A 22,799-nucleotide genomic window follows, 5' to 3' on the forward strand; every position below is an offset into this window, starting at 1 on the left:
GGCATACTCGCTGACAGAATCCGTCGGTCCGGACGTATTCGGGCCGATCCGGCTACGCGGTGTGCCCAGCACGCCGGGAAAGTGACGCATCAGTTCATGTCCGATGAAGACGCTGCCAAGGACGACACGAATACCGACGCCGAGGCGAAGGCCGACGATGCTCGGCCGCAAGACAGCACCGACGCGGACGTGACGGCTAAATTAGAATCCGGCGGGGCGGAGGACAAGGCGGCCGCGAGTAAGCCTGCCGAGGACAAGCCTGCGGAGAGCAAGGCCGCGGAGACTAAACCTGCCGAGACCAAGGGCGCGGAGAGCAAGCCCGCCGCCGCGGACGAGCCGACGGTGAAGCTGAGCCAGCCGAAGGCCGCGGCGGCCACCGCGGCCGCGCCGTCCGGCGGCAGTGGCGGCAGTGGTCGCCCCAGCTGGTTGCCGATCGTCGCGGCCTTCGCCGCGGGCGTGCTACTGGTCGCGGCGATCACCGCCGTGGTGGTGTTCGCTCTGCAGGCGAGCGACCGGGGCGGACAGCTGGACGCGCGAGACGAATCGACCGCGGCCGCCTGCGATTTCGGCCGCCAGGTCGGCACCTACGACGCGAAGAACTTCGACGACTACGTCAAGCGCGTGAAGGACCGGTCCACCGGCGACTGGGCGACACAGTTCGAGGCCGCCTCCTCCGCGCTGAAGGACATCACCACCCAGGCGCAGGCGCGCTCGGGGATCGACGAGATCCACTGCGCGTGGGAAAGCGGTGACGAGGACAAGGCCACCGTGATCATGCTCATCACGCAGAACCAGTCCAAGGCGGCGTCGCCGCAGCCGCAGCACATCACCATCGGTGTGGTGGCGACCATGGAGAAGAAGGGCGACAAGTGGCTGGCCTCCGGCTTCCAGTCGCCGATGATGAACGACATGGGCCCGGTCCCCGCGCCGGGCGGTGACCAGCCGGCGCCGGGCACCGGCGGGCAGCAGCCCGCACCCCAGCCGGGCGGCTAGATCGATCGTTACGGGGTCCCACCGGAAATCCGGTGGGACCCCTTCGTTTTTCAGAACAGTGTGAGCGATTCCGACGGCTCGGGCCGCTCGGGCGCGGCCGGCTTCGGCGCCACCGGTGCGGGTGGCGCCGCCACCGCGCCGACCGGCACCAGCGGGGGCAGGTCGGAGATGCCGGACGCGGCGGCATCCGGTGTCGCCGCGGCCGCCCGCGCGGCCTCGCCCGCGAGCTTGTCGGCCTGCTCGTTGAAGTAGTTGCCGACGTGCCCGCGGACCCAGCGGAACCGGACCGGGCCCGGCCGGGAGGCGATGTGGTGGTCGATGTGCTGTACCAGCTCGACATTCTTGACCGCGCCGCCCGTCGAGGTGCGCCAGCCGTTGAGCCGCCAGCCCGAGATCCATTCGGACGCGCACTTGATCGCGTACAGCGAATCGCTCTCGATGAGCAACGGCTCGGGCCCGGGGTGCGCGACGATCGCCTCCAGTACCGCACGTAGCTCGGCCACCTGATTGGTACCACTGGCCGCGCCGCCGCTGGCCGTGGTGCCCTGATGATCGACCCAGGCCCAGCCGATGGCGCCGCCCGGATTGCGCAGGCAGGATCCGTCCGTGCTCACGATGATCATGACCGGTACCCTACGCAATCCGACCGACAAGATCGGTATCGTGGAATTGCTCTATCTCCCTGCGTAATTGCGATTCGCTGCGCCGGACCGCCGTACGGACCGCGGCGTCGATCAGCCGCGCGCTCGAGCGCCCGGTCACGCCGCGGGCCGGACGGTAGTCGGCCTCCGAGGTCAGTACGGACCGTCCGTAGCCGAGCGGATCGAAACGCAGCGTCAGGGTGCCCAGCGCAGGCGCCACCTTCCCCGGCCGGCGCCTGCGCAGCGTGTACCCGATGACCGCGTTGTGGCGGTACTCGCTGATGACACACTCGACCGCGGAACGCCATAGGCCCAGGCGGACGGTGGCGGTGAACAGCGCCTCGGGCCCGTGGCCGGTCTCGCCGACCGGCTCGAAGGCCGCGACGCCGAACATCCAGTCCGGCACGTACACGTGGTTGTCCGTGTACGTGAACGCGACCTCCACCGGCGCACCGACATCGCTCGCGTACCTGATGTGGCCCATAGGCTGCTCCCTGTTCCACGGCTGCCGACAAAAGTACTACAGGAGTCCTCTTTATTGGACGGTTATCGGCAAACCGGGGATGACCGATCAATCGTCCAATCGATCGGCGATGTGGTCGGCGATCGGCAGCGCCGACGTGGCCGCCGGAGACGGCGCGTTGAGCACGTGCACCGAACGCGGGGTGCGTTCGATCAGGAAGTCGTGTGCCAGTGTGCCGTCCGGCAGCACCGCCTGTGCGCGAATGCCCGCCTCGCGCGGCAGTAGATCGGCGAGGGTCAGCTCCGGACAGTATTTTCGGCACTGCGCCAGATAGCCGCGCCGGAACAGCGAATTGCGCAGTTCCCGCAGTCCGGTGCGCACATTACCGGCCGCGACGCGGTGAAAACCCCGGTAGCCCAGCACTTCTCGGGCATCGCGCAGATCGAGGCTGCCCTTGCGATAGCCCTCGCGGGCCAGGCCCAGGACCGCGTTCGGGCCTACGGTCAGCGCGCCGTCGACGGTCGGGCTCAGATGCACGCCGAGGAACGGCAATTCGGGGTCCGGAATCGGATAGATGAGCGTGCGCACCAGATCCGAGCGCTCCGGCGGCAGCTGGTAGTACTCGCCGCGGAACGGCACGATCCGTAGGGCGATCGGCAATCCGGCCAGCCGCGCCATGCGGTCGGCCTGGAGTCCGGCGCACACCACCAGGCGGCGGGTCCGCCAGGTACCGGCGGGGCCGGAAACCGTTACCGCGTCGGTGTTCTCGTCGATCGCGGTGATCTCGGCGCCGAGCACGATCTCGCCGCCCGCGGCGCGCACCCGCTCGGCCAGCACCTCGGTCACGCGGGTGTAGTCGACGATGCCGGTGTCGGGTACGTACAGCGCGCCGACACCGGTGACATGCGGCTCCCGCCGCGCCAGTTCGGCGGCGTCGATCCGTTCCACCTCGACGCCGTTGGTCACCGACCGCTCGTACAGCGCCAGCATGCGCTCGTGTTCGGCGGCATCGGTGGCGACCAGCAACTTTCCGCACACCCGGTGCGGAATGCCGTGCGCGGCAGCGAATTCCTTCGTCCACCGCGCACCCCGGCGGCAGTAGCGCGCCTTGAGACTGCCCGGCTCGTAGTAGATCCCGGAGTGGATCACCCCGCTGTTGTGGCCGGTCTGGTGTGCGGCGAGCGCCGTTGCCTTCTCGACCAGCAGCAGGCTCGCGCCCGGCCGCCGCTCGAGGATCCGGTGTGCGGTCGCCACTCCGACGATGCCGCCGCCGATCACGCAGTAGTCGTACACGCCAGCAGTCTCACACAAGACCGGGCGGGGCCGACTGCTTCAGGCCGTCTCGTTGTCACCCTCCGGCACGATGGCGGGGCGGGCGTGCCGCTGCCACCGCACGTCGTGCTGACCGAGCCGCGGATCCGACACGGCGAAGGTCACTTCGCCGCTCTTGGTGTCGAGATCCGTACGCAGCCGGGTGATTTCGTTCGTGGTGCGCCGCGAACCGTCGCCGAGACGGTCGGCGAAAACCGTGAACACATTCGTGTCCACGGTCATCGAGACCGAATCCGGTTGGCCGGTGGCGACATTCGCGCCGACGTAGGTATTGCCGGGCAGCGGCAACTGCCCGCCCATTCCGGGCCGCCGCACCGGCGCCTGCGCGGGCACGGCGGGCGCCACGGCCCGATCGAGCACGCGGTCCGGCTCCGCGGCGGGCGGCGGCGCGACCGGCTGTGCCGGGAGCGGGCGGCTCTCGGCCACCAAGCCCACGAGACCGGAAACCGCTGTGCCGCGCGGGAATTCGCGGGCGGGCGCGGATTCCGGCGTCCCGGCGGGCGGCGCGGCCGCGGGCGCGGGAAGTGCGGCGGCGGGCGGCCGGGTGGACTCGGCGATCTGATTGACGATGTAGGTGCCGGCGGCGACGGTCAATCCGATGGAGGCCATGCCGGCGAAGACGATGGCGGTGTGCTGGAAGATCTGGGCCGGTTGCCGACTGCTGCGACGTTGCGTAGCTGGGTGTTGCGACATCACGGTGCGTCCTTTCCGTTCCCCTTGTTCCCCGCTACGGGCGTCGACCCACACCGTTGAAAGTCGTACGCATGTCCAGGCTACTGTGCCGTGCAGTACCTCATCGGGCGGGTGCGGTCAAGATCACAACACCATCCGCCGCACATGCGTCCTTCGGAGTGCAATTTCCGCCCGCTGACCCGGCAATCTCCGGCGTCGAAGGGCAAAATCCCGATATCGGGAGAAATCCGACTACTTTGTGTGGCAGGCGTTTCCAGTCGAGAACGCCTGGGTAAACAGTCATCTAGCTGGCGGAGCGCTTGCTTCGACTGCCAACTCTTACCTCCGGCCAATGGCGTCCGGTCGGCACAGGCACGGCGCACCCAAAGTCGGCGCCCGCCAGCTCCCAGCGTGCCGCAACCGCCCCGCGACCCCGCCTTCGGACCGGCCTTACGCGAATTGCCCTGCGGCACGGCCCGATCCGGCGGGCCCGGCGAAGGCCTGCGCGATGGTCAACCATTCGGCGGCCTCGGCCCCGACGGTCGTCAGCGTCAGGTCGTCGCGGTGGCGGCGTTGCGTCACCAGCAGACAGAAATCCAGGGCGGTGCCGGAAACTCGCTGGGCGGCGTCCGCCGGGCCCCAGCTCCACGTCTCCCCGCCCGGTCCGGCCAGATCTATGCGGAACTCCGCGCTGGGCGCGGTCCGCCCGTGCACCAGATAGGCGAAGTTCCTGGTGCGCACGCCGATATGGGCGATATTGCGCAGCCGCGCGGTCGCGGTGCGGCGCACACCCAGCGCGTCGGCCACGTCCTGACCGTGCGCCCAGGTCTCCATGAGCCGGGCGCTGACCATCGACGCCGTGCTCATCGGCGGCCCGAACCAGGGCAGTTTGGTCCCGGCGGGCACGGCGCGCAGCGCGTCGGTGAGCGCCGCGCGGCCGCGGCGCCAGCGCTCGAGCAGGGCCGGCGGCGGTGTCGCGGCGGCCTCCTCGGCGGCCTCGTCGACGAAGGTGAAGGCCTTCGGCTCGGCGGCGCGGACCAGCTCGGCGAAGGCCGCGGCATCGGTCGCCGACACCGTCGCGACCTCGTCGGTCCAGGTCAGGTGCGCGATCTGATGGGCGATGGTCCAGCCGGGCGCGGGCGTCGGGTCGGCCCACCGCGCCTCGGGCAGCGGTGCGACCAGCGCGTCGAGTTCCGCGCATTCGGCGTCGAAGTCGGCGAGCAGGGCCTCGAGGTCGGCGGAACCCGTCGTGCGCGGTCGGTCCTCGTTCACGCGCCTCAGCATCGCAATCGGGCTCGAAAAATGCAAGCGCGCGTGCTTGTTATTGCCTCACCAGCCGAACAACACCAGGTGCACGCCGCCGACGGCCAAACCGAGCAGTGCGCCGTGCAGGTACAGCAGCCAAGCGTCCTGCTCCACCGACGCGTAGAACATCTCCATGAACTCGCCCGGCGTGAGTTCCTGCAGTTTGCGGGCGGCGAACTCGTCGATCTTCTCGGCCTGCTCCAGCGCGAACGCCTCGTCCTCGACCAGGCTCGGCGCCAGGCCGACCGCCGCACCGGCCGCGCCCACCTTCAGGTTGTCGAACTGGCGGCGACCGAACGCCGCCCGCACCACCGACGTGGTGGGGCCGAGCTGGCGGTAGATCTCGTCGGCGATGAGACGCTCGATGAGCTGGCGGGTCTTGTCGCCGTTGGGCCCGTCGAGCAGCTCGTTCGCCAGGTTGGGGAGCGTCAGCACCTGATAGGCCAGGATGTGGGCGAGGTCCGCCGCGGCCTGCGGCTGCCGCTTGGCCAGCAGCGCCTGCTTCCACAGATATCGGTAGCGCGGCTGCGGATCGCCGGGCTCGAACACCATCTTGATCGCGAAGACATTGACGGTCACGCCGATCGCCGCGGCCGCCGCCAGGATGATCAGCCACGCCGGAATCCAGCCGATCACCGGAATGTCGTGGTGCACCTGCAGATACAGCGCCAACAGCAGCCCGAACGGCGCGCCCAGCAGCCCGATGCGCACCATGAAGCGCAGTTCGGGCGCCGCGATCGTGGTGGTGAGGTCCTTGAGGATGAACGGATTGGTCTGCAGGTAGCGGATCACGAAGCTCTTGATGTCGATGAGCTGATCGACATTGTCGCCCAGCCGCTCGAAACCGCGGCGGGTCAGCGCCGGCAGCTCTCGCTCCACCCGCTGGTAGAGGATCTGCCGGGCCGAGCGCGGCACCGCACGCCACAGCTCCGGATTCTCCCGGTACATCACCTCGTCCACGATCGCCCGCACCTGCTTGCGGGCCACCTCGGCGATGTAGTCGGCGATCCCCTCCAGGTCGAGTTCGTGGATGAAATCCCGCGGACTGCCGATCCGCATGATGGCCATGTCGACGCAGATGCTGGCCATCTTCTCCGCGCGGGCCGGAATGAACCCCTGGAAGCCCAGCCGTTTCCCGTCGCCGGAGAACGTCGGCAGCACCTGCACCCGGCGCGGGAAGTACGGATACAGCAGGGGCAGACCGGGAATCCGGATGCCGCGGAAAAAGACCGGCCAGAACAGCATCAGCACGCCGGTCCAGTTGGTGAGCCAACCGGCGATCGCGCTGAAGACCGGGAACGTCACCAGATCCACGACGAACTTCGACTGGCCGGTCAACTGCTCCCAGTCGATGAACACTCCAGCCGCGAGTGTCGTCATCGTCTGGGTCCCCCTAGAGCCGTACGGAGATTTCGGACGAGCCTATCCCGAAACCGGACAGGCGGGCACGAGTGGCCGCTACGGCTTCAGCACGATGCGGATCGGGTTGCCCTGCTTGGCTTCCAGCGCGTGCACGGCCTTCTCGGCGTCCGCCAGCGGCACCACGGCGCTCACCGAGCGGGCGAAATCGATGCGGTGCAGGCTCTGCAACCGCACCAGCTGATCGACGTGCTCCGGCGACGAGCCGTAGTGCCCGCGCAACTGCTGCCCGAAGAAGCTGAACGCGGTGCCGCCGGTGACGGTGATCGGCTTGTCGGTCAGCCCGACCAGCACCAACCGCCCGCCGGGACCCAGGCACACCACCGCCTGCTCACGCACCGCCGCGACGCCCGCGAAGTCGAATGCCGCGGCCAGGCCGGTGCCGTGGGTGGCGGCGTAGATCTTGGTGCGCAGATCCGGCTCGGCGGGATCGAAGGCCAGGTCGGCCCCGAATTCCAGGGCGCGTTGCCGCGCGGCCGGGAGCGGATCCACCGCGATGATCGGGGCCGCGCCGACCAGGCGAAGCAACTGGATCGCGTGCGCGCCGAGCCCGCCCACGCCCCAGACGCCGACCGGTTCGGCGGGCCGGACCTCCGCGGTGGTGGTGATCGCGGCCCACGGCGTGGACACCGCGTCGGGGATGAAGCAGGCCTGCTCGAACGGCAGATCGTCGGGAATCGGCACCAGCGTGTCGGTGCGGGCCAGCGCGTATTCGGCCCAGCCGCCGTCGTAGTCGACGCCGCGCGTGTAGACCGCGCCGTTGCGCTGCTCACCGGCCTGCAACAACACCCGGTCGCCGACCTTCGGCCCGGTCACGCCCGGCCCGAGGGTGTGGACGGTGCCCGCCACCTCGTGGCCCAGCGTGACCGTGTCGCCGTTGAGGAACAGCGGTGTCAGCGTTCCGTCGATGAGGTGCACGTCGGACAGGCACACGCCCGCCGCCTCGACCTTGATCAGCACATGATCGGGCCCCGGCTCCGGCACCGGGACCTCCGCCAGCTCCAGTCGACGTTCCGGTCCCAGGTGAAGGCGTCCTGCCAGCATCATCGGCTCCTCGCGGTGGTCGTCGGTCGCCGTACCCGTGTGCGGCGCTGGACATTTCCGTCCGCACCCGATTCAACACCTCACCCCGCCAGGAAGTACACGACCTCCCACAGGTGCTCGTCCGGATCCGCGAAATACCCGGCATAGATGCCCCACGGCCGTTCCGCTCCCGCCCGTACGATCGTGCCCCCGGCGCGCTCCGCCTGTTCCAGCACGCGGTCCACGTCCGCCCGATTCTCGACGAACCACCCCAGACTGATCGGCGACCCGGCCACGCGCGCCACCTCGATCTCGGCGTCCAGCGCGAGATCGGTCCGCGCGTACAGTGACAGCAGAACCCCGTTGTCGAGCGTGAACATGGCCACCGCCCCACCGGGCGCCCCCGCACCCCGTTCGAATTCCGTCCCGATGATCCCGGCAGTGTCCAGCCCCAGCCCGTCGCGATAGAACGCGAGCGCCCGCTCGAGATCGCTCACCCCGAGAGTGATGGCATTGATACGAGGAGTCATGCGCCCAGTCGACCAGACCCGTCCCACCTCGGTCTTGAACGAAACGGACAGCGCTGGGATCAGGGGCTCAGCAGGTGGTGGACGCGGGCCGCTTCGCGGGTGAGGTGGGCGTGTTCGGGGAGTGTGGTGGCGGCTCGGGCCGCCTCGGCGTACAGGGCGGCGGCCTGTTCGAGGTCGCCGGCGCGTTCGTGGAGGTAGGCGCGGGCGGCGGTGTGGCGGGGCAGGTCCGGGTCGAGTTCGGCGAGGGCGGCGAGTCCGGCCCGGGGACCGTCGGCCTCGCCGACCGCTACCGCGCGGTTCAGGCGGACCACCGGGCTGTCGGTCAGCCGGAGCAGTTCGTCGTACCACTCCACGATCTGCACCCAGTCCGTCTCGGCGGTGCTCGGGGCGTCGGCGTGCAGGGCGGCGACGGCGGCCTGGGCCTGGTATTCGCCCAGCCGGTCGCGGGCCAGCGCGGCCTGCAGAATCAGCACGCCCTCGGCGATCAGGCCGGTGTCCCAACGGGTTCGGTCCTGTTCGGCGAGCGGCACCAGGCGGCCGTCGGGCGCGGTGCGCGACGCCCGGCGCGCGTGGTGCAGCAGCATCAGCGCGAGCAGCCCCGACACCTCGGGCTCGTCGGTCGTGGCCGCGAGCTGGCGGGTGAGCCGGATGGCCTCGGCCGCCAGGTCGACGTCCCCGCCGTAGCCCTCGTTGAAGACGAGGTAGAGCACGCGCAGCACCGTCGCGAGGTCGCCGGGCCGGTCGAGCGGCAGGTCCGCGATGCGCCGCTTGGCCCGGCTGATCCGTTGCGCCATGGTCGCTTCGGGGACGAGATAGGCCGTGGCGATCTGCCGCGTCGTGAGACCGCCGACCGCGCGCAAGGTCAACGCGACGGCCGACCCCGCGGGCAGGGCGGGGTGCGCGCACAGGAAGTACAGCCACAGCGTGTCGTCCGTGGCGGGCACCGGACCTGCCGGGGGCTCGTCCTCCACGGCGAGTTCCCTTCCGCGCCGGGATGTTTCGGCGCGGTTCGCGTCGAGGAACTTGCGCCACGCGACCGCGACGAGCCACCCCTTCGCATCGCGCGGCGGATCGTCCGGCCACGTTTCCAATGCCCGGATCAGCGCCTCCTGCACGGCGTCCTCGGCCGCGGCGAAGTCGGCCCCGCGGCGGACGAGGACGCCGATCACCGCGGGCACGAGTTCCCGCAGCAGTGCCTCGTTCACTCGGTGACCGTGGGCAACTCGGAGAAGAACGGTCGTACCTCGAGCCACTCCTGGATCGGCCGCCCGCCCGCGCCCGGGGCCGCCGACAGCTCCCCGGCCAGTTCGAGCGCCCGCTCGTAGGTCTCGACGTCGATGGTCACCCATCCGGCGATCAGATCCTTGGTCTCCGCGAACGGGCCGTCGGTGACCGGCGGTCGGCCCGCGCCGTCGGAGCGCACGAACGCGCCCTGCGGGGCCAGCGCCTGACTGTCGACGAACTCGCCGGTGCCCTCGAGTCGCTTGATGAAGTCCTCCATGTATCGCATGTGGGCCGTGACCTCCTCCGGCGTCCACTGGTCCATCGGCACCTCGTTGGTCGGTGCCGGGGCGCCCCGGTAGTGCTTGAGCAGCAGGTACTTGGCCATGATGTTCTCCTCGGTTCGCTGTGGGCTATTTCGGTCGGTCTCAGGTTTCGGTCGGTCTCAGGCGTGCTGGCGTTCGGCCCGCCGCTGGACCAGTTCCTCGACCGCGCTGGGCAGCGTGGTCTCGAAGTCGATGAGCTTGGCCCAGGTCGGGGTGATGACGATCCGGACCATGCCGTCGTAGAGCGAGCGGACCTCGGCCTCCCACACCACCCGCTGCTCGGGCGTCATCTCGTAGCTGCCGTTCATCTGCAGGTACTCCTCGGGGATGCCGTCCACCACATCCAGTTCTTCCACGCGACCGCGGAGGAGCAGGATCTGCGGCGGATGCACCTCGGTGTCGATGGTCAACGCGACCTCGGGATTGTGCCGCAGCGAAGCCAGCTTCGGGGCATTCTTCGTGGTGCAGACGACGATCCGGGAGCCGTTCCAGACGAAGGCGATCGGAATATTGCGGGGCGTGCCGTCCTTGGCCACGTAGGCCATCCGGAGCAGATCGCGGGCCAGCAGCTCCTGGCTGATCGGTCGGTTCAGGATCGCGGTGATCTCGTTCTGCTGCATGATGGTCGCTCCTTCGTCGGTGTCGTCGAGGCCCGTTCGGCTGCTCGTACCCCTGGGACGGAGCCGTTCGGGCGTTCTCGACAGCCCCGGCGAAAAAGTTTCGAATATTTTTCGGACCGGCGTTCGCCGGGGGCGAACAGCAGGTCGGAACAAGGACGGGGGGTATGAGGTTGAGTAGGTGACGCTCAACTCTGGAAGGGGCTGAAACTGTGACTACCCCACAACGCCTACCGGTGCTGTTCCTGACCGATCCGGTCGTGCTGCCGGGCATGGTCGTGCCGATCGAGCTGGACGAGTCGGCGCAGGCCGCCATCGACGCGGCGCGGGCCGCGAACCTGGATTCCGTGTTGCTCGCGCCGCGCCTGTCCGAGGGCTACGCCGCCTACGGCGTGGTCGCGACCATCGAGCAGGTCGGCCGGATGCGCGGTGGCGCACCCGCCGCCGTGCTGAAGGCCGAGCAGCGCGCGAAGATCGGGCACGGCGTGACCGGTCCGGGCGCCGCGCTCTGGGTCGAGGCCGAACCGGTCGAGACCGCCGCGCCCGACGGCCGCACGAAAGAGCTTGCGGCCGAATACAAGAAGCTGGTCGTGTCCGTACTGCAGCGCCGCGAGGCGTGGCAGGTCATCGACGCGGTGAACCGGCTGACCGACCCCTCCGCGCTGGCCGACACCGCCGGCTACGCGCCCTACCTGACCGACGAGCAGAAGCGCGAACTGCTCGACACCCCGGACGTCGCCGCCCGCCTGAACACGTTGATCGGCTGGACCAAGGACCACATCGCCGAGGTCGAGGTCACCGAGAAGATCAGTGAGGACGTGCGCGAGGGGATGGAGAAGTCCCAGCGCGAGTTCCTATTGCGCCAGCAGCTCAACGCGATTCGCAAGGAGCTGGGCGAGAACGAGCCCGACGGCGCGGACGACTACCGCACCCGGGTCGAGACCGCCGACCTGCCCGACAAGGTCCGCGAGGCCGCGCTGCGCGAGGTCGACCGGCTCGAGCGCGGCAGCGACCAGAGCCCGGAGGCGGGCTGGATCCGCACCTGGCTGGACACCGTCCTGGAACTGCCGTGGACGGTGAAAACCGAGGACTCGACCGACATCTCGGCCGCCCGCGCGGTGCTGGACGCCGATCACCACGGTCTGGACGAGGTCAAGGATCGCATGGTCGAGTACCTGGCGGTACGGGCCCGGCGGGCGGCGCGCGGCCTGGAGGTCGTGGGCGGTCGCGGTTCCGGCGCGGTGCTGGTGCTGACCGGCCCGCCCGGTGTCGGCAAGACCTCGCTCGGGGAGAGCGTGGCGCGGGCGCTGGGCCGCAAATTCGTGCGCGTCGCCCTGGGCGGTGTGCGCGACGAGGCGGAGATCCGCGGGCACCGGCGCACCTACGTCGGGGCGCTGCCCGGCCGCATCGTGCGGGCGGTCAAGGAGGCGGGTTCGATGAATCCCGTTGTCCTGCTGGACGAGATCGACAAGGTCGGCGCCGACTTCCGGGGCGACCCGGCGGCCGCGCTGCTGGAGGTGCTGGACCCGGCGCAGAACCACACGTTCCGCGACCACTACCTCGATCTGGATCTGGACCTGTCCGACGTGCTGTTCATCGCGACCGCGAACGTCATGGAGACGATCCCCGGCCCGCTGCTGGACCGCATGGAGCTGATCACCGTTGACGGCTACACCGAGGACGACAAGGTGGCCATCGCCCGCGACTTCCTGGTGCCCCGGCAGCTGGAACGCAACGCGCTGACCGCCGACGAGGTGACCATCACCGACGAGGCACTGCGCGAAATCGCCGCGAACTACACCCGCGAGGCGGGCGTACGACAGATGGAGCGGTTGATCGCGAAGGCCTTGCGCAAGGCGGCGACTCGGCTGTCGGGCGGCGAAACCCTCGGCTACGACCCGGAATTGGGCTACGACGCACTGGTCGAAGCCGAAACACCCGCTGTCCCTTCGCCTTCCGAGCCACTCACCATCGGTCTCGGCGACTTGAAGGACTACCTGGGCCGCCCCCGGTTCATCCCGGACTCGGTGGAACGCACCGCGGTCCCGGGCGTGGCGACGGGCCTGGCGGTGACGGGCGCGGGCGGCGACGTCCTCTACATCGAGGCCAACGCCGCCGAGGGCGAGCGCGCGCTCACCCTGACCGGACAGCTGGGCGACGTCATGAAGGAGTCCGCGCAGATCGCCCTGACCTATGTGCGCTCGCACCTGGAGGAGATCGGCATCGAGCCGAAGATGCTGGACCGCAACATCCACATCCACTTCCCCGCGGGCGCGGTGCCCAAGGACGGTCCGTCGGCGGGCGTCACCATGGTCACGGCCCTGGTGTCGCTGGCGCTGGACCGGCAGGTGCGTGGCGATGTCGGCATGACCGGCGAGGTCACGCTGAACGGCCGGGTGCTGCCGATCGGCGGCGTAAAGCAGAAGCTGCTGGCCGCCCAGCGCGCCGGGCTGAAGACCGTGTTCATCCCGGCCCGCAACGAGCCGGATCTGGACGAGGTCCCGGCGGAAGTGCTGGCGGCGCTGGATGTCCGGCCCGTCGCCGACGTGGCGGAGATCCTGGCCTACGCCATCGAGCCGGTCGCCGAACCGGCCTACGATCGGCCGCTGGCCGCCTCCGCCTGATCACCGGTCCGGAAACCGAAAAGGGGCCGTGCACGAGAGTGCACGGCCCCTTTTCACGCTGACCTAAGCGACATCCGTCCCCTGCGGGACGGCCACCACCTCGGGCGCCGGGACCACGGTCTCGACGGAAGCCGCTGCGGCACTGCGCTTCTCGCGCCGCAGCCGCCACAGCAACACCCCCGACCCGGCCAGCACCACCGCGTAGATCAGGACGTAGGCGTTCATCAGCACCGGCGCGATCGTCCACCACGGCGGCAGCAGGAATATCCCGACGCTGACCCAGGTGGGGCTCCACTGATAGGTCCACGCCCCGATCGAGAGCACCAGGGCCACGGCGGCGATCCACCACACCGGCCGCGTCTGCGCCCGATGCGCCAGATAGACCAGCAGCGGCACGAACCACACCCAGTGATGTCCCCACGCGAACGGCGAGATCGCGCACGCCGTCATCCCCGCCACGGTGACGGCGAGCAGCCGTTCACCGTGCCGGTGCAGGGCCGCCGTGACGGCCAGGCTCAGCAGCGCGACACCGCCCGCCACCAGGATCCACAGCCACATCGGCGCCCAATGCGTACCGAGCAGATGCGCGATCGCGCCGCGAATGGACTGGTTCGCCGGATGCGCGTCCTCGCCGATCCGGTTGGACTGGAAGAACGTCGACGTCCAGTACTGCCGCGAATCTCCGGGCAGCACCAGCCCCGACAGCACGATGGTGCCCAGGAACGTGCCCGCCGCCGTGAGGGCCGAGCGCCACTGCCGCATCGCCACGAACTGCACCACGAAATAGAGCGGAACCAGCTTGATCCCGGCCGCCACACCGACGCCGATCCCGCGCAATCGGCTGCGGTCGCCGCGCGAGAAGTCCCACAGCACCAGCGCCATCAGCATGAGGTTGATCTGCCCGTAGTACAGCGTGGTCCGCACCGGTTCGATGAACACGAGGGTCAGCGCCAGCAGCGCGCTGATCGCCGCGAGCCGCCGGTCGAAGCGGTAACCGAGCATCCGCCAGCTCAGCACGATGCAGGCGAACAGCACCGCGAGATTGATCCCCATCCACGTATTGGTGACCCAGCCCCAGGGAAACAGGGCGATGGGGATGAACGCCAGCGTGGAGAACGGCGTGTAGGTGTAGAGCAGGCCGAAGAACGTGGACTCCGTGTAGAGCGGATGGCCGTGCAGGATCCGCCAGGCGCCGTCGCGATAGATGTGGGCGTCGAGCCCGCCGTCCAGGATGCCCGCCCTGTCCAGCCACGGGTCGACCATCGTGAACACCAGCACGACCGCCAGCACGGCGGTGCCGGCGAGCGCGAACAGGGTGATGCGCAGGTGCGACAGCTCGGCCGGCCGCGGGCCGTATTCGATTTTTTCCTCACTCACCTGCTATCACTTCGTTCCCCGACCTGTCGCATGTCCGTTGCCGAGTTCCCAACCTAACTACTCGGTCGGATCTCTACATGCCCCGGTTGCCGGGGGCCGAATCGTGGCGTACGCCACCGGCACGCCGGCGACGGCCGGGGTGCGGGAATTCAGTTGCCGCCGGACAGTTCTCGTTCCACCGCGCGCGTGGTGCCCTGGGCGACGGCGACCAGCACCGATTCGCCGTCCTCGGTCTCGGCGAAGATCTCGCACCGGCACACCGCCTGCCGCCGGGTGGCGCCGGTGCACTGCGCCTGCGCGCGCAGCCGGACACCGCTCGCCGGGCGCAGATAGGTGATGGTGAAGCCGCCGGTGAGCACGTTCGGGCCGAGGGCGAGCGCGGCGGCGTAGGTCAGCGCGTTGTCGGCGGCGTAGGCGAGCACGCCGCCGTGCACGTATCCGAATTGCTGGCCGTGGTCCGGGCGGAGCGGAATCACCAGGGTGATCCCGTTCTCGTCGTAGGCGGTGATCTCGGCGCCGACCAGGCGGCTGAACGGCTGGGCGGCGAGCACCGCGCGGGCGGTGTCGATATCGAGGGCGGTCGTCATCGGTCGGCTCCGGGTTCGTCGTCGGGTCGGGGTGCGCGCAGCGCCTGCCAGGCCGCGCGGGCCAGCTCGGGCGCCACCTCGGCGGGGGCCGTGCGGATCTCGCCGCCCAGCCAGTGCCGGGAGTACTCCTGCGCCGGGCCCAGCCACAGCGCGTAGAGCAGATCGAATTCGAGGTCACGCACCGCGCCGTAGCCGGCGTGGGTGCGCCACCAGCGGGCCACATCGCGCAGGAACTCGCGGTTGCTGTCGCTCTCGCGCACACCCGGTGGCCGGGCCGAGGTCAGCACCTTCGCGCGGTACTGGTTCTCGGTCACCCAGCGCAGATGCTCGACCACCCCGGCGGTCACCCCGGCCCGGGCGTCGGCGCTGACGCCGACCGCCGCCCAGAAATGGCGCTGGTAATCGGCCAGCGCGTGCGCCCACACCTGCCGATACAGCTCCGACTTGTCCGGGAAGTGGTGGTACAGCGCCCCCACGCTGGCCCCGGCGGCATCGCGGATCTGCGTGAGGGTGGCGTCGAGCGCCCCGTTCTCCGCGAACTGCCGCTCGGCCGCCAGCAGCAACCGATCTCGAATCTTCACAAACAGAATTTAGTTCGGTAATCACGGATAGTGCAATACCTACGGACCGGGCAGACTGTTTTCATGCCTCGATGGCTGCTGCACGTGGATCTCGACCAGTTCCAGGCCGCGGTGGAATTCCGCCGCCACCCGGAACTGCGCGGACGGCCGGTCATCGTGGGTGGCAACGGCGATCCCGACGAACCGCGCAAGGTGGTGACCTGCGCGTCCTACCCGGCTCGGGCATTCGGGGTGCGGGCGGGGATGGCGTTGCGCACGGCGGCCCGCAAATGTCCCGAGGCCGTCTTCCTGCCGCTGGACATGGCCACCTACGAGGAGGCGTCGGAGGAGGTCATGTCGCTGCTGCGGACCTTCCCGGGGCGGGTCGAGGTGCTCGGCTGGGACGAGGCGTTCCTGGCCGCCGACGTCGACGACCCGGAGCGGCTGGCCGCCGAGATCCGCGCCGCGGTCGCCACCCTGGACCTGACCTGCTCGATCGGCATCGGCGACAACAAGCTCCGGGCCAAGCTCGCCACCGGCTTCGCCAAGTCCGTCGGCAAGGGCGATCCGGGCGCGGGGGCCCCGGCCGGTTCGCCGACGGGTGTCTTCCGGCTCACCGCCGACAACTGGACCGAACTGATGGCACACCGCCCGACCAGCGCGCTCTGGGGCATCGGCGCCCGCATCGCGAAACGGCTGGCGGACTTGGACATCGAGACGGTGGCGCAGCTGGCCGCGGCCGATCGCGCGGTGCTGGCCGCCGAGTTCGGGCCGTCCACCGGGCCGTATCTGTGGCTGCTCGGCCAGGGCGCCGGTGACACCGATGTGGTTACCGAACCGCGAATTCCGGTGGGCCGCAGCAAGTCCGAGACCTTTCCGCGGGATCTCACCGATCGCGCCGAGATCGGGGCCCAGGTCGAGCGGCTCGCCGCGGAGGTCGCCGAGGAGATGGCGGCGGCCGGGCGCGTCACCCATCGCGTCGGAGTCACGGTGCGTAGCAACACTTTCTACACCCGCACCAAACAGCGCAAGCTGCCCGCTCCCACCACCGATGTGGACGAGATCGTGCAAGTCGCCCGGGAGGTGCTGGACCGGTTCGAGCTCGATCGTCCGATCCGGTTGCTAGGTGTTCGCCTCGAACTGGTCCCGCAGTGAGGCCGCCCCGCCGATCCGAACGGATCGAGCCCGGGCGCGGTTTCGAACCGTATGCGTGCGGCAAGATCAGACAGCAGGACACTTCATGGAAGGCAGCGCATGACCGAGTACCAGACCCTGCGGTTCGAACAGAGCGGCAGTATCGCCCGGATCACCCTGAACAGGCCGACCTCGGCCAACGGCATCGACCACGTGCTCGGCAAGGAGCTGGCGCAGCTGGCGAGCCTGTGTGCCGACGACCCGGCGCTCAAGGTGGTCACGCTGACCGGCGCGGGCAAGTTCTTCTCCGCCGGCGGTGATCTGAAGGCGATGGCCGCGCAGGGCGGTGGCGCCGGGGCGTACGTCAAGGGGCTGGCCGACGATCTGCACCAGGCGATCTCCTCGTTGGCGCGCATGGACGCGCTGCTGATCACCGCCGTGAACGGTGTCGCCGCCGGAGCCGGGTTCAGCCTGGCCGTCACCGGCGATCTGGTGATCGCGGGCGAGTCGGCCTCGTTCACCATGGCCTACACCCGCGCCGGCCTCAGCCCCGACGGTGGCGCCTCCTACTATCTGCCGCGTCTGATCGGGCTGCGCCGCACCCAGGATCTGATGCTCACCAACCGCGCTCTCTCCGCCGGGGAAGCGCTGGACTGGGGCCTGGTGCACCGCGTGGTCCCCGACGACGAACTCCCCACGGCGACAGCGGAACTGGCCGAGCGATTCGCCGCGGGCCCCAAGCACGCCAACGCCAACGTGAAGAAGCTGCTACTGGTCAGCTCCAGCCACAACCTGGAGGAACAACTCGCCCGCGAGTCCGCCTTCATCTCCACCTGCGCCGACTCCCCCGACGGCCAGGAGGGTATCGACGCCTTCCTGAACAAGCGCACCCCAAGCTTCGACTGAACTCGACGGCGGCACATCAAGCGCTTCCGGGGTCGCCGCCCGGCTGTGACGGGGATTCGGACGCACTACGGTGGGTGGCCATGAGCGTCGCTCCGGCCGTGGCACCGGAGTACGGGTCTGTCCGGCGCGGGACGGCGGCCGTCCGGCACGTGTCGCCGATCGCGGTCGCGGCCGTTCTCGTCGTGGCGCAACTGGGCGTGCGCGGCTGGGTGGCGGGCAGCGGATTCTTCTACTGGGACGACCTCATTCTTGTCGGCCGCGCCGGGACGGAACCGCTGCTGTCCTCGGACCTGTTGCTGCACAGCCACGACGGGCATTTCATGCCGCTGGCCTTCGTCGTCGCCTGGGTGGTCACGGCGGTGGCCCCGCTGGACTGGGCCGGGCCGGTGGTCTCGCTGCTGGTGCTGCAAGCGGCGGCGTCGGTGGCGGTGCTCCGGATGCTGATCGTGCTCGATACGGGCCGGACCGGGGCGTCCAGCGCTCCGGGGTGGCGCAATGCCCGCTGGATCATCCTGCTGCCGTTGGTCTTCTACCTCTTCTGCCCGCTGACACTGCCGTCGTTCGCCTGGTGGGCGGCCGCGCTGAACGCCTTGCCGCTGCAGGCGGCGCTGGCCTGGGTGATCGGCGACGCGGTGCTGCTGGTCCGCACCGGACGGCGGCGCTACGCGCTCACGGGCATCGCCGTCTTCGCCGCCGGTCTGCTGTTCTTCGAGAAATGCGTGGTGATCCCGTTCGTCGCGTTCGCCGTGGCCGCGCTGGCCGGTCATATCGACCACCGGTCCGGGGCGATGCGGGCGGTGGTCCGGCGCGCCGCCCCGCTGTGGGCGGGTTCGGCGGTGGTGCTGACTTGCTGGGCGGCCGCGTATTTCGCGGTGCTCGACACCTCCGCCGTCCGCGGCGACCCCGCGAATCTGCGGGACCTGCTGCACAGCGCCACCTCACTGGGCATCGTGCCGACCCTGCTGGGCGGACCGTGGTCGTGGGCCCGGTGGCTGCCGTCCACGCCGTGGGCCGTGCCGCCGGGCTGGGCCGTCGTGCTGTCGTGGATCGCCCTCGGCGGCGCGGTCCTGCTCTCGATCCGGATCCGCGCGCGAGTAATCCCGGTCTGGATCCTGTTGGCCGCCTACGTAATAGCCGCCCAACTCCCGATCGCCCTGATCCGAGGCGGCCCGAACACCGCCGCCGAACTCATGCAGTCCCTGCGCTACCTCGCCGACGTCGCGGTCGTCCTCGCCGCCGCCGCTGCCCTGCTACTCCGTGCCCACCCCCGGACCCGCCGCACCGCCACCGAGCCGACGGATAGCGGTCCCGAGGCCGGCGCGGCGCCCCTCCATACCGACGATTCGGCGAGCGCCCGCCGGACGATATGGCGTGCCCGGGCTCGGGTGGGCGTCGTGGCTTTGACGATCGCTTTCGTGGCGAGCAGTTTGTGGTCGACGGGGACCTTCACGAGATCGTGGGCGGTCAGCCCGGCGCGGACCTATCTCACCACCGTGCGGGCGGATCTTGCCGAGGGTGGGCCTGCGCTGCTGGACCAGGAGGTGCCGTGGGCGGTGCTGACGCCGCTGGCGTATCCGCAGAACCTGGCCAGCCGAGTGCTGGCGCCCGTCGCCCCCGATGCGTTCGCCGACTCGACGCCGCAGTTGCGAATGATCACCGACAGCGGCGAGATCGTCCCGGCGCAGGTGTGGTGGAATCGCGGCATCCGGCCGGGTCCGGAGCCCGGCTGCGGATACCGCATCGAGGGCGAGGCATCGGTGGAACTCGCCCTCGACGGGCCCATGCTCGACAACGGCTGGACCGCCCAGCTGAACTATTTCGCGAACCGGGACGGCCGCGTCGTCGCGGGCATGGAGCACGGCCGCGTCGTCTCCGTGCCGATCCGGGCGGGCCTGCACACGGTGTTCGTCCGGCTGGTCGGCGGCGGGTCCGCGCTCCGGATCGCCTCGCGCACACCAGGACTCGACCTCTGCGTCGGCGCGGGGCCGGTCGGCGTCGCGTCCTACGACCGCTGAGGCGCGCGGACCCTCTATCCTCGGACCCATGCAGTTCTGGGCGATGGTGGCACACGAGACCGACGGCGGCGTGGAACTGGTGCGCGAGGAGGTCGGCGACGATTTCCTCGGTCCCGGCACGGTGACGATCAAGGTGCACTTCTCCAGTGCCAACTTCAAGGACGGGCTGGCCGTCACCCCGGGCGGCGGCGTCGTGCGCGGCTACCCGATCATCCCCGGCATCGACGTGACCGGCGAGGTGGTCGCCTCCGAGGATCCCGCCTTCGCACCGGGCGATCAGGTGATCGCGCACGGCTACGACATCGGCGTCGCACACAACGGCGGCTTCGCCGAATACGCCCGTGTCCCCGCCGAGTGGGTGGTGAAGCTGGACGGGCTGACCACCCGGGAGGCCGCGGCCCTCGGCACCGCGGGCTTCACCGCCGCACTGAGCGTCCAGGCCCTGCTCGACCGCGGCCTGACACCCGACGCGGGCCCGGTGCTGGTCACCGGCGCGACCGGCGGCGTCGGCACCGTGGCGGTGGACATCCTGGCCGGCCTCGGCTTCGAGGTGGTGGCCTCGACCGGCAAGGCCGATGCGGGCGAGCGGCTGGCCGCCCTCGGCGCGAAGTCCGTGATCGGACGGCTGCCGGAGGATCCGGACGCGAAGCCGCGGCCGCTGGCCAAGGCGCAGTGGGCGGGCGCGGTCGACAGCGTCGGCGGCAAATCGCTCGCGCACGTGCTGAGCACGATCCGCTACGGCGGCACCGCGGCGGTGAGCGGCCTGACCGGCGGCACGGGACTGCCCACCACCGTCATGCCCTTCATCCTGCGCGGCGTCGCGCTGCTGGGCATCGATTCGGTGCAGTTCCCCATCGACCAGCGTCGCGAACTGTGGGCTCGCCTGGGCAAAGACCTGAAACCGCGGCATCTTTCGGACTACGAGAACTACGCGCCGGTGACCCGGGCCGCCGAGGTCCTCGACGCGATCCGCGCGGGACGCCATTCGGGCCGCACGGTGCTCGGCGTCGCCGGGGAGTTCTGACAGTTTTGGACTGATCTATCTAAAACTGCTACCCTCCTCGTATGGCACGACCCAGGCAATTCGACGAGGAGCGCGCGGTGGACGCGGCGATGCGCGCGTTCTGGGAGGCCGGTTACGAAGGCACCTCCACGCAGGACCTGTGCGCCGCGACGGGATTGGGCCGCAGCAGCATCTACAACACTTTCGCGGGCAAGCACGAGCTGTACGAGCGAGCGCTGCGGCAGTACATGGCGAGCAAGAACTCCGACACCTTCGCCCTGGTCGACCAGCCCGGGACGGTGCGGGACAAGGTGCGGTCACTGCTGTGGAAAATCGTCGACGCCCCGGCGGACGACCCACTGGGATGTCTGGTCGTGCACGCGACCGTCGAACTCGGCGGGCGCGATCCGGAAGTGACGAAGCTGCTGCGGGCCGACCTGGAGCGCCGGATGACGGCGATCACCGCCATGATCGAGGCCGGGCAGCGCGCCGGTGAGATCGACAATGCCCGCAGCGCAACCGATCTCGCGCATTTCGTGGTCGCGACGATCGGCGGCATGCGGGTGTCGGCGCGGGGCGGCGCGGACCGCCCGACGCTGGAGGCCATCGCGAATGTCGCGCTGAGCTGTCTGTGATGCCACGGTAGGTCGCCGTCCGGCAGGCTGAAATCCGATGGGAGCCGGGCGCTTTCGCGCGCCCTTATTTTGAACTGAATGATCCAAAAAGAAAGGGAGGCCGGTTGCCATGCCGTTGGCCGTCTATATCCTGGGGCTGTCCATCTTCGCCCAGGGCACCTCGGAGCTGATGCTCGCGGGACTGCTCACCGAAATGTCGAGCGACCTCGGGGTTTCCGTGCCACAGGCCGGACTGCTGATCTCCGCCTTCGCGCTGGGCATGCTGGTGGGGGCGCCCGTCCTGGCCGTCGCGACGCAGCGGTGGCCGCGGCGCACCGCCCTGCTCGCCTTCCTCGCGGTATTCCTCGCCGCGCATGTCGTGGGCGCGCTGACCTCCGACTACTGGGTGCTGTTCGGCACGCGCGCCGTGGCGGCGTTCGTCTATGCCGGGTTCTGGTCGGTGGCCGCCGCGACCGCCGTCGGCCTGGTGCCGGGCAACGCGCGCGGCAAGGCGATGAGCGTCGTCGCCGGTGGCCTCACGGTCGCCACCATCGCCGGACTTCCCGCGGGCACCTTCATCGGACAGCATCTGGGCTGGCGCGCGGCGTTCTGGGCGGTCGCGGTGCTGACGGCGCTCGCCATGGTGGGCGTGCTCCTCGAGGTGCCCGATGCGCGCCGCACCGAGGTGCCGCGGATCCGGGAAGAGTTGCGCGCCTTGGCCACCGCGCCGGTGTGGCTGCTCTACGGCACCACCATGCTGGCCACCTCCGCCCTGCTGGTGTCCTTCGGCTACCTGGGCGCGATGCTGACCGAGACGACCGGACTGGCCGAGGGCTGGGTTCCGGTCGTGCTGGCCGTCTACGGCCTCGGCGGCGTGATCGGCATCGTCCTCGGCGGCCGCACCGCCGACGCGCATCCGTCGCGGACGCTGGTGGTCGGTGTCACGGGCCTGACCCTGACCTCGGTGCTGCTCGCGCTCACCGCGCACTTCGTCGTGCCGGTCGTGGTGCTGGTATTCCTGTTGGGCGCCTTCGGTTTCGGGGTCAACCCGGTACTGAACAGCCGGGTGTTCACGCTGGCTCCGGCCGCGTCGACGCTGGGCGCCGCGGGTAATGTCTCGTCGTTCAATGTCGGCATCACCGCCGGTCCCTGGCTCGGCGGCCTGGCCATCGGAGCGGGCATGGGCTACCCGGCGGTGGCGTGGATCGGCGCGGTGCTGGGGGTAGCGGCGCTGGGAGTGGTCGGCTGGTCGAATGCCTTGGCCCGCAAGGAATCCGGCGGCGCGAGTGCGCTATCGGAACGCGAGCCCGCCGCGGCCGAAGCCTGACTCCGGCTGGAGACCCCTTCTCCCAACAGATTTCGAGCGAAGACCGGCCACCCCGTCTTTCGACGGGGTGGCCGGTCTTCGCTCGCAGCGGTCGTGTTCGCCGGGCACGC

Annotated in this window: 22 protein-coding genes; 8 read left to right on the forward strand and 14 right to left on the reverse strand. The window is 70.0% G+C overall.

Going from position 1 to position 22,799, the window contains the following annotated elements; genetic code table 11:
• Nucleotides 1–96 precede the first annotated feature (96 nt).
• Complete coding sequence (locus tag ACFMRZ_RS22740) at nt 97–993, forward strand: hypothetical protein (protein WP_400180662.1); 897 nt, start codon at nt 97–99, stop codon at nt 991–993.
• Nucleotides 994–1,043: 50 nt separating this feature from the next.
• On the opposite strand, the gene ACFMRZ_RS22745 is transcribed toward ACFMRZ_RS22740, so the two are convergent.
• The 11 genes from ACFMRZ_RS22745 to ACFMRZ_RS22795 form a co-directional block, all read right to left on the reverse strand.
• Nucleotides 1,044–1,616 carry a ribonuclease H gene (locus ACFMRZ_RS22745; protein ID WP_400180663.1) on the reverse strand — a complete coding sequence of 191 codons (573 nt, stop codon included), beginning with the start codon at nt 1,614–1,616 and terminating at the stop codon, nt 1,044–1,046.
• A gap of 10 nt (nt 1,617–1,626) precedes the next feature.
• Nucleotides 1,627–2,118: an SRPBCC family protein gene (locus tag ACFMRZ_RS22750; protein WP_280273299.1), complete on the reverse strand. Its 492-nt coding sequence runs from the start codon at nt 2,116–2,118 to the stop codon at nt 1,627–1,629.
• 87 nt (nt 2,119–2,205) lie between these two features.
• The gene (gene lhgO / locus ACFMRZ_RS22755) at nt 2,206–3,390 is read right to left on the reverse strand and encodes an L-2-hydroxyglutarate oxidase (protein WP_400180664.1); all 1,185 of its coding nucleotides are present in this window, start codon (nt 3,388–3,390) and stop codon (nt 2,206–2,208) included.
• 39 nt (nt 3,391–3,429) lie between these two features.
• On the reverse strand, nt 3,430–4,122 hold the full coding sequence (locus tag ACFMRZ_RS22760; RefSeq protein ID WP_400180665.1) for a hypothetical protein: 693 nt from the start codon (nt 4,120–4,122) through the stop codon (nt 3,430–3,432).
• Between the two features lie 429 nt (nt 4,123–4,551).
• A complete protein-coding gene (locus ACFMRZ_RS22765) occupies nt 4,552–5,373 on the reverse strand; it encodes a TIGR03084 family metal-binding protein (RefSeq protein WP_400180666.1) in 822 nt (273 codons plus the stop codon).
• Between the two features lie 57 nt (nt 5,374–5,430).
• Complete coding sequence (locus ACFMRZ_RS22770) at nt 5,431–6,786, reverse strand: hypothetical protein (RefSeq protein WP_400180667.1); 1,356 nt, start codon at nt 6,784–6,786, stop codon at nt 5,431–5,433.
• A gap of 78 nt (nt 6,787–6,864) precedes the next feature.
• Entirely contained in the window at nt 6,865–7,869 is a 1,005-nt protein-coding gene (locus ACFMRZ_RS22775; RefSeq protein ID WP_400180668.1) for a zinc-binding dehydrogenase, read from the reverse strand.
• Between the two features lie 80 nt (nt 7,870–7,949).
• Complete coding sequence (locus tag ACFMRZ_RS22780; RefSeq protein ID WP_400180669.1) at nt 7,950–8,378, reverse strand: VOC family protein; 429 nt, start codon at nt 8,376–8,378, stop codon at nt 7,950–7,952.
• A 59-nt stretch (nt 8,379–8,437) separates the two neighbouring features.
• Nucleotides 8,438–9,583, reverse strand: a complete 1,146-nt coding sequence (locus tag ACFMRZ_RS22785) for an RNA polymerase sigma factor (RefSeq protein ID WP_400180670.1) — start codon at nt 9,581–9,583, stop codon at nt 8,438–8,440.
• Nucleotides 9,580–9,987, reverse strand: a complete 408-nt coding sequence (locus ACFMRZ_RS22790) for a YciI family protein (protein ID WP_280273306.1) — start codon at nt 9,985–9,987, stop codon at nt 9,580–9,582. Before ACFMRZ_RS22790 ends, ACFMRZ_RS22785 begins: the two co-directional genes overlap by 4 nt.
• A 57-nt stretch (nt 9,988–10,044) precedes the next feature.
• A complete protein-coding gene (locus ACFMRZ_RS22795; protein ID WP_280273307.1) occupies nt 10,045–10,545 on the reverse strand; it encodes a pyridoxamine 5'-phosphate oxidase family protein in 501 nt (166 codons plus the stop codon).
• A gap of 269 nt (nt 10,546–10,814) precedes the next feature.
• Between ACFMRZ_RS22795 and lon the strand changes: the two genes are divergently transcribed.
• Nucleotides 10,815–13,166 carry an endopeptidase La gene (lon, locus tag ACFMRZ_RS22800; protein ID WP_400182947.1) on the forward strand — a complete coding sequence of 784 codons (2,352 nt, stop codon included), beginning with the start codon at nt 10,815–10,817 and terminating at the stop codon, nt 13,164–13,166.
• A 63-nt stretch (nt 13,167–13,229) separates the two neighbouring features.
• On the opposite strand, the gene ACFMRZ_RS22805 is transcribed toward lon, so the two are convergent.
• The 3 genes from ACFMRZ_RS22805 to ACFMRZ_RS22815 all read right to left on the reverse strand — a co-directional run bounded on the left by ACFMRZ_RS22805 (nt 13,230) and on the right by ACFMRZ_RS22815 (nt 15,711).
• Nucleotides 13,230–14,543: a glycosyltransferase 87 family protein gene (locus ACFMRZ_RS22805; protein WP_400180671.1), complete on the reverse strand. Its 1,314-nt coding sequence runs from the start codon at nt 14,541–14,543 to the stop codon at nt 13,230–13,232.
• 149 nt (nt 14,544–14,692) lie between these two features.
• Nucleotides 14,693–15,130, reverse strand: coding sequence for a PaaI family thioesterase (locus ACFMRZ_RS22810; protein WP_280367913.1), 438 nt, complete (start codon nt 15,128–15,130; stop codon nt 14,693–14,695).
• A complete protein-coding gene (locus ACFMRZ_RS22815) occupies nt 15,127–15,711 on the reverse strand; it encodes a TetR/AcrR family transcriptional regulator (protein WP_400180672.1) in 585 nt (194 codons plus the stop codon). The genes ACFMRZ_RS22810 and ACFMRZ_RS22815 overlap by 4 nt, the downstream gene beginning before the upstream one ends.
• Before the next feature lie 63 nt (nt 15,712–15,774).
• Here ACFMRZ_RS22815 and ACFMRZ_RS22820 point away from each other — a divergent pair, with 63 nt between their 5' ends.
• The 6 genes from ACFMRZ_RS22820 to ACFMRZ_RS22845 all read left to right on the forward strand — a co-directional run bounded on the left by ACFMRZ_RS22820 (nt 15,775) and on the right by ACFMRZ_RS22845 (nt 22,689).
• Nucleotides 15,775–16,845, forward strand: coding sequence for a DNA polymerase IV (locus tag ACFMRZ_RS22820; protein WP_400180673.1), 1,071 nt, complete (start codon nt 15,775–15,777; stop codon nt 16,843–16,845).
• Between the two features lie 99 nt (nt 16,846–16,944).
• Entirely contained in the window at nt 16,945–17,730 is a 786-nt protein-coding gene (locus tag ACFMRZ_RS22825; RefSeq protein WP_400180674.1) for an enoyl-CoA hydratase/isomerase family protein, read from the forward strand.
• Between the two features lie 80 nt (nt 17,731–17,810).
• Nucleotides 17,811–19,745, forward strand: a complete 1,935-nt coding sequence (locus ACFMRZ_RS22830) for a hypothetical protein (RefSeq protein ID WP_400180675.1) — start codon at nt 17,811–17,813, stop codon at nt 19,743–19,745.
• Between the two features lie 28 nt (nt 19,746–19,773).
• On the forward strand, nt 19,774–20,769 hold the full coding sequence (locus tag ACFMRZ_RS22835) for an oxidoreductase (protein ID WP_400180676.1): 996 nt from the start codon (nt 19,774–19,776) through the stop codon (nt 20,767–20,769).
• Nucleotides 20,770–20,810: 41 nt separating this feature from the next.
• Nucleotides 20,811–21,383 (forward strand): TetR/AcrR family transcriptional regulator, encoded by a 573-nt coding sequence (locus ACFMRZ_RS22840; RefSeq protein ID WP_400180677.1) that lies wholly within the window; start codon nt 20,811–20,813, stop codon nt 21,381–21,383.
• A gap of 109 nt (nt 21,384–21,492) precedes the next feature.
• Nucleotides 21,493–22,689 (forward strand): Cmx/CmrA family chloramphenicol efflux MFS transporter, encoded by a 1,197-nt coding sequence (locus tag ACFMRZ_RS22845; RefSeq protein WP_400180678.1) that lies wholly within the window; start codon nt 21,493–21,495, stop codon nt 22,687–22,689.
• Nucleotides 22,690–22,799 lie beyond the last annotated feature (110 nt).

The organism is Nocardia sp. N2S4-5 (genome assembly GCF_044628355.1).
GTDB classification, from domain to species: Bacteria; Actinomycetota; Actinomycetes; order Mycobacteriales; family Mycobacteriaceae; genus Nocardia; species Nocardia wallacei_B.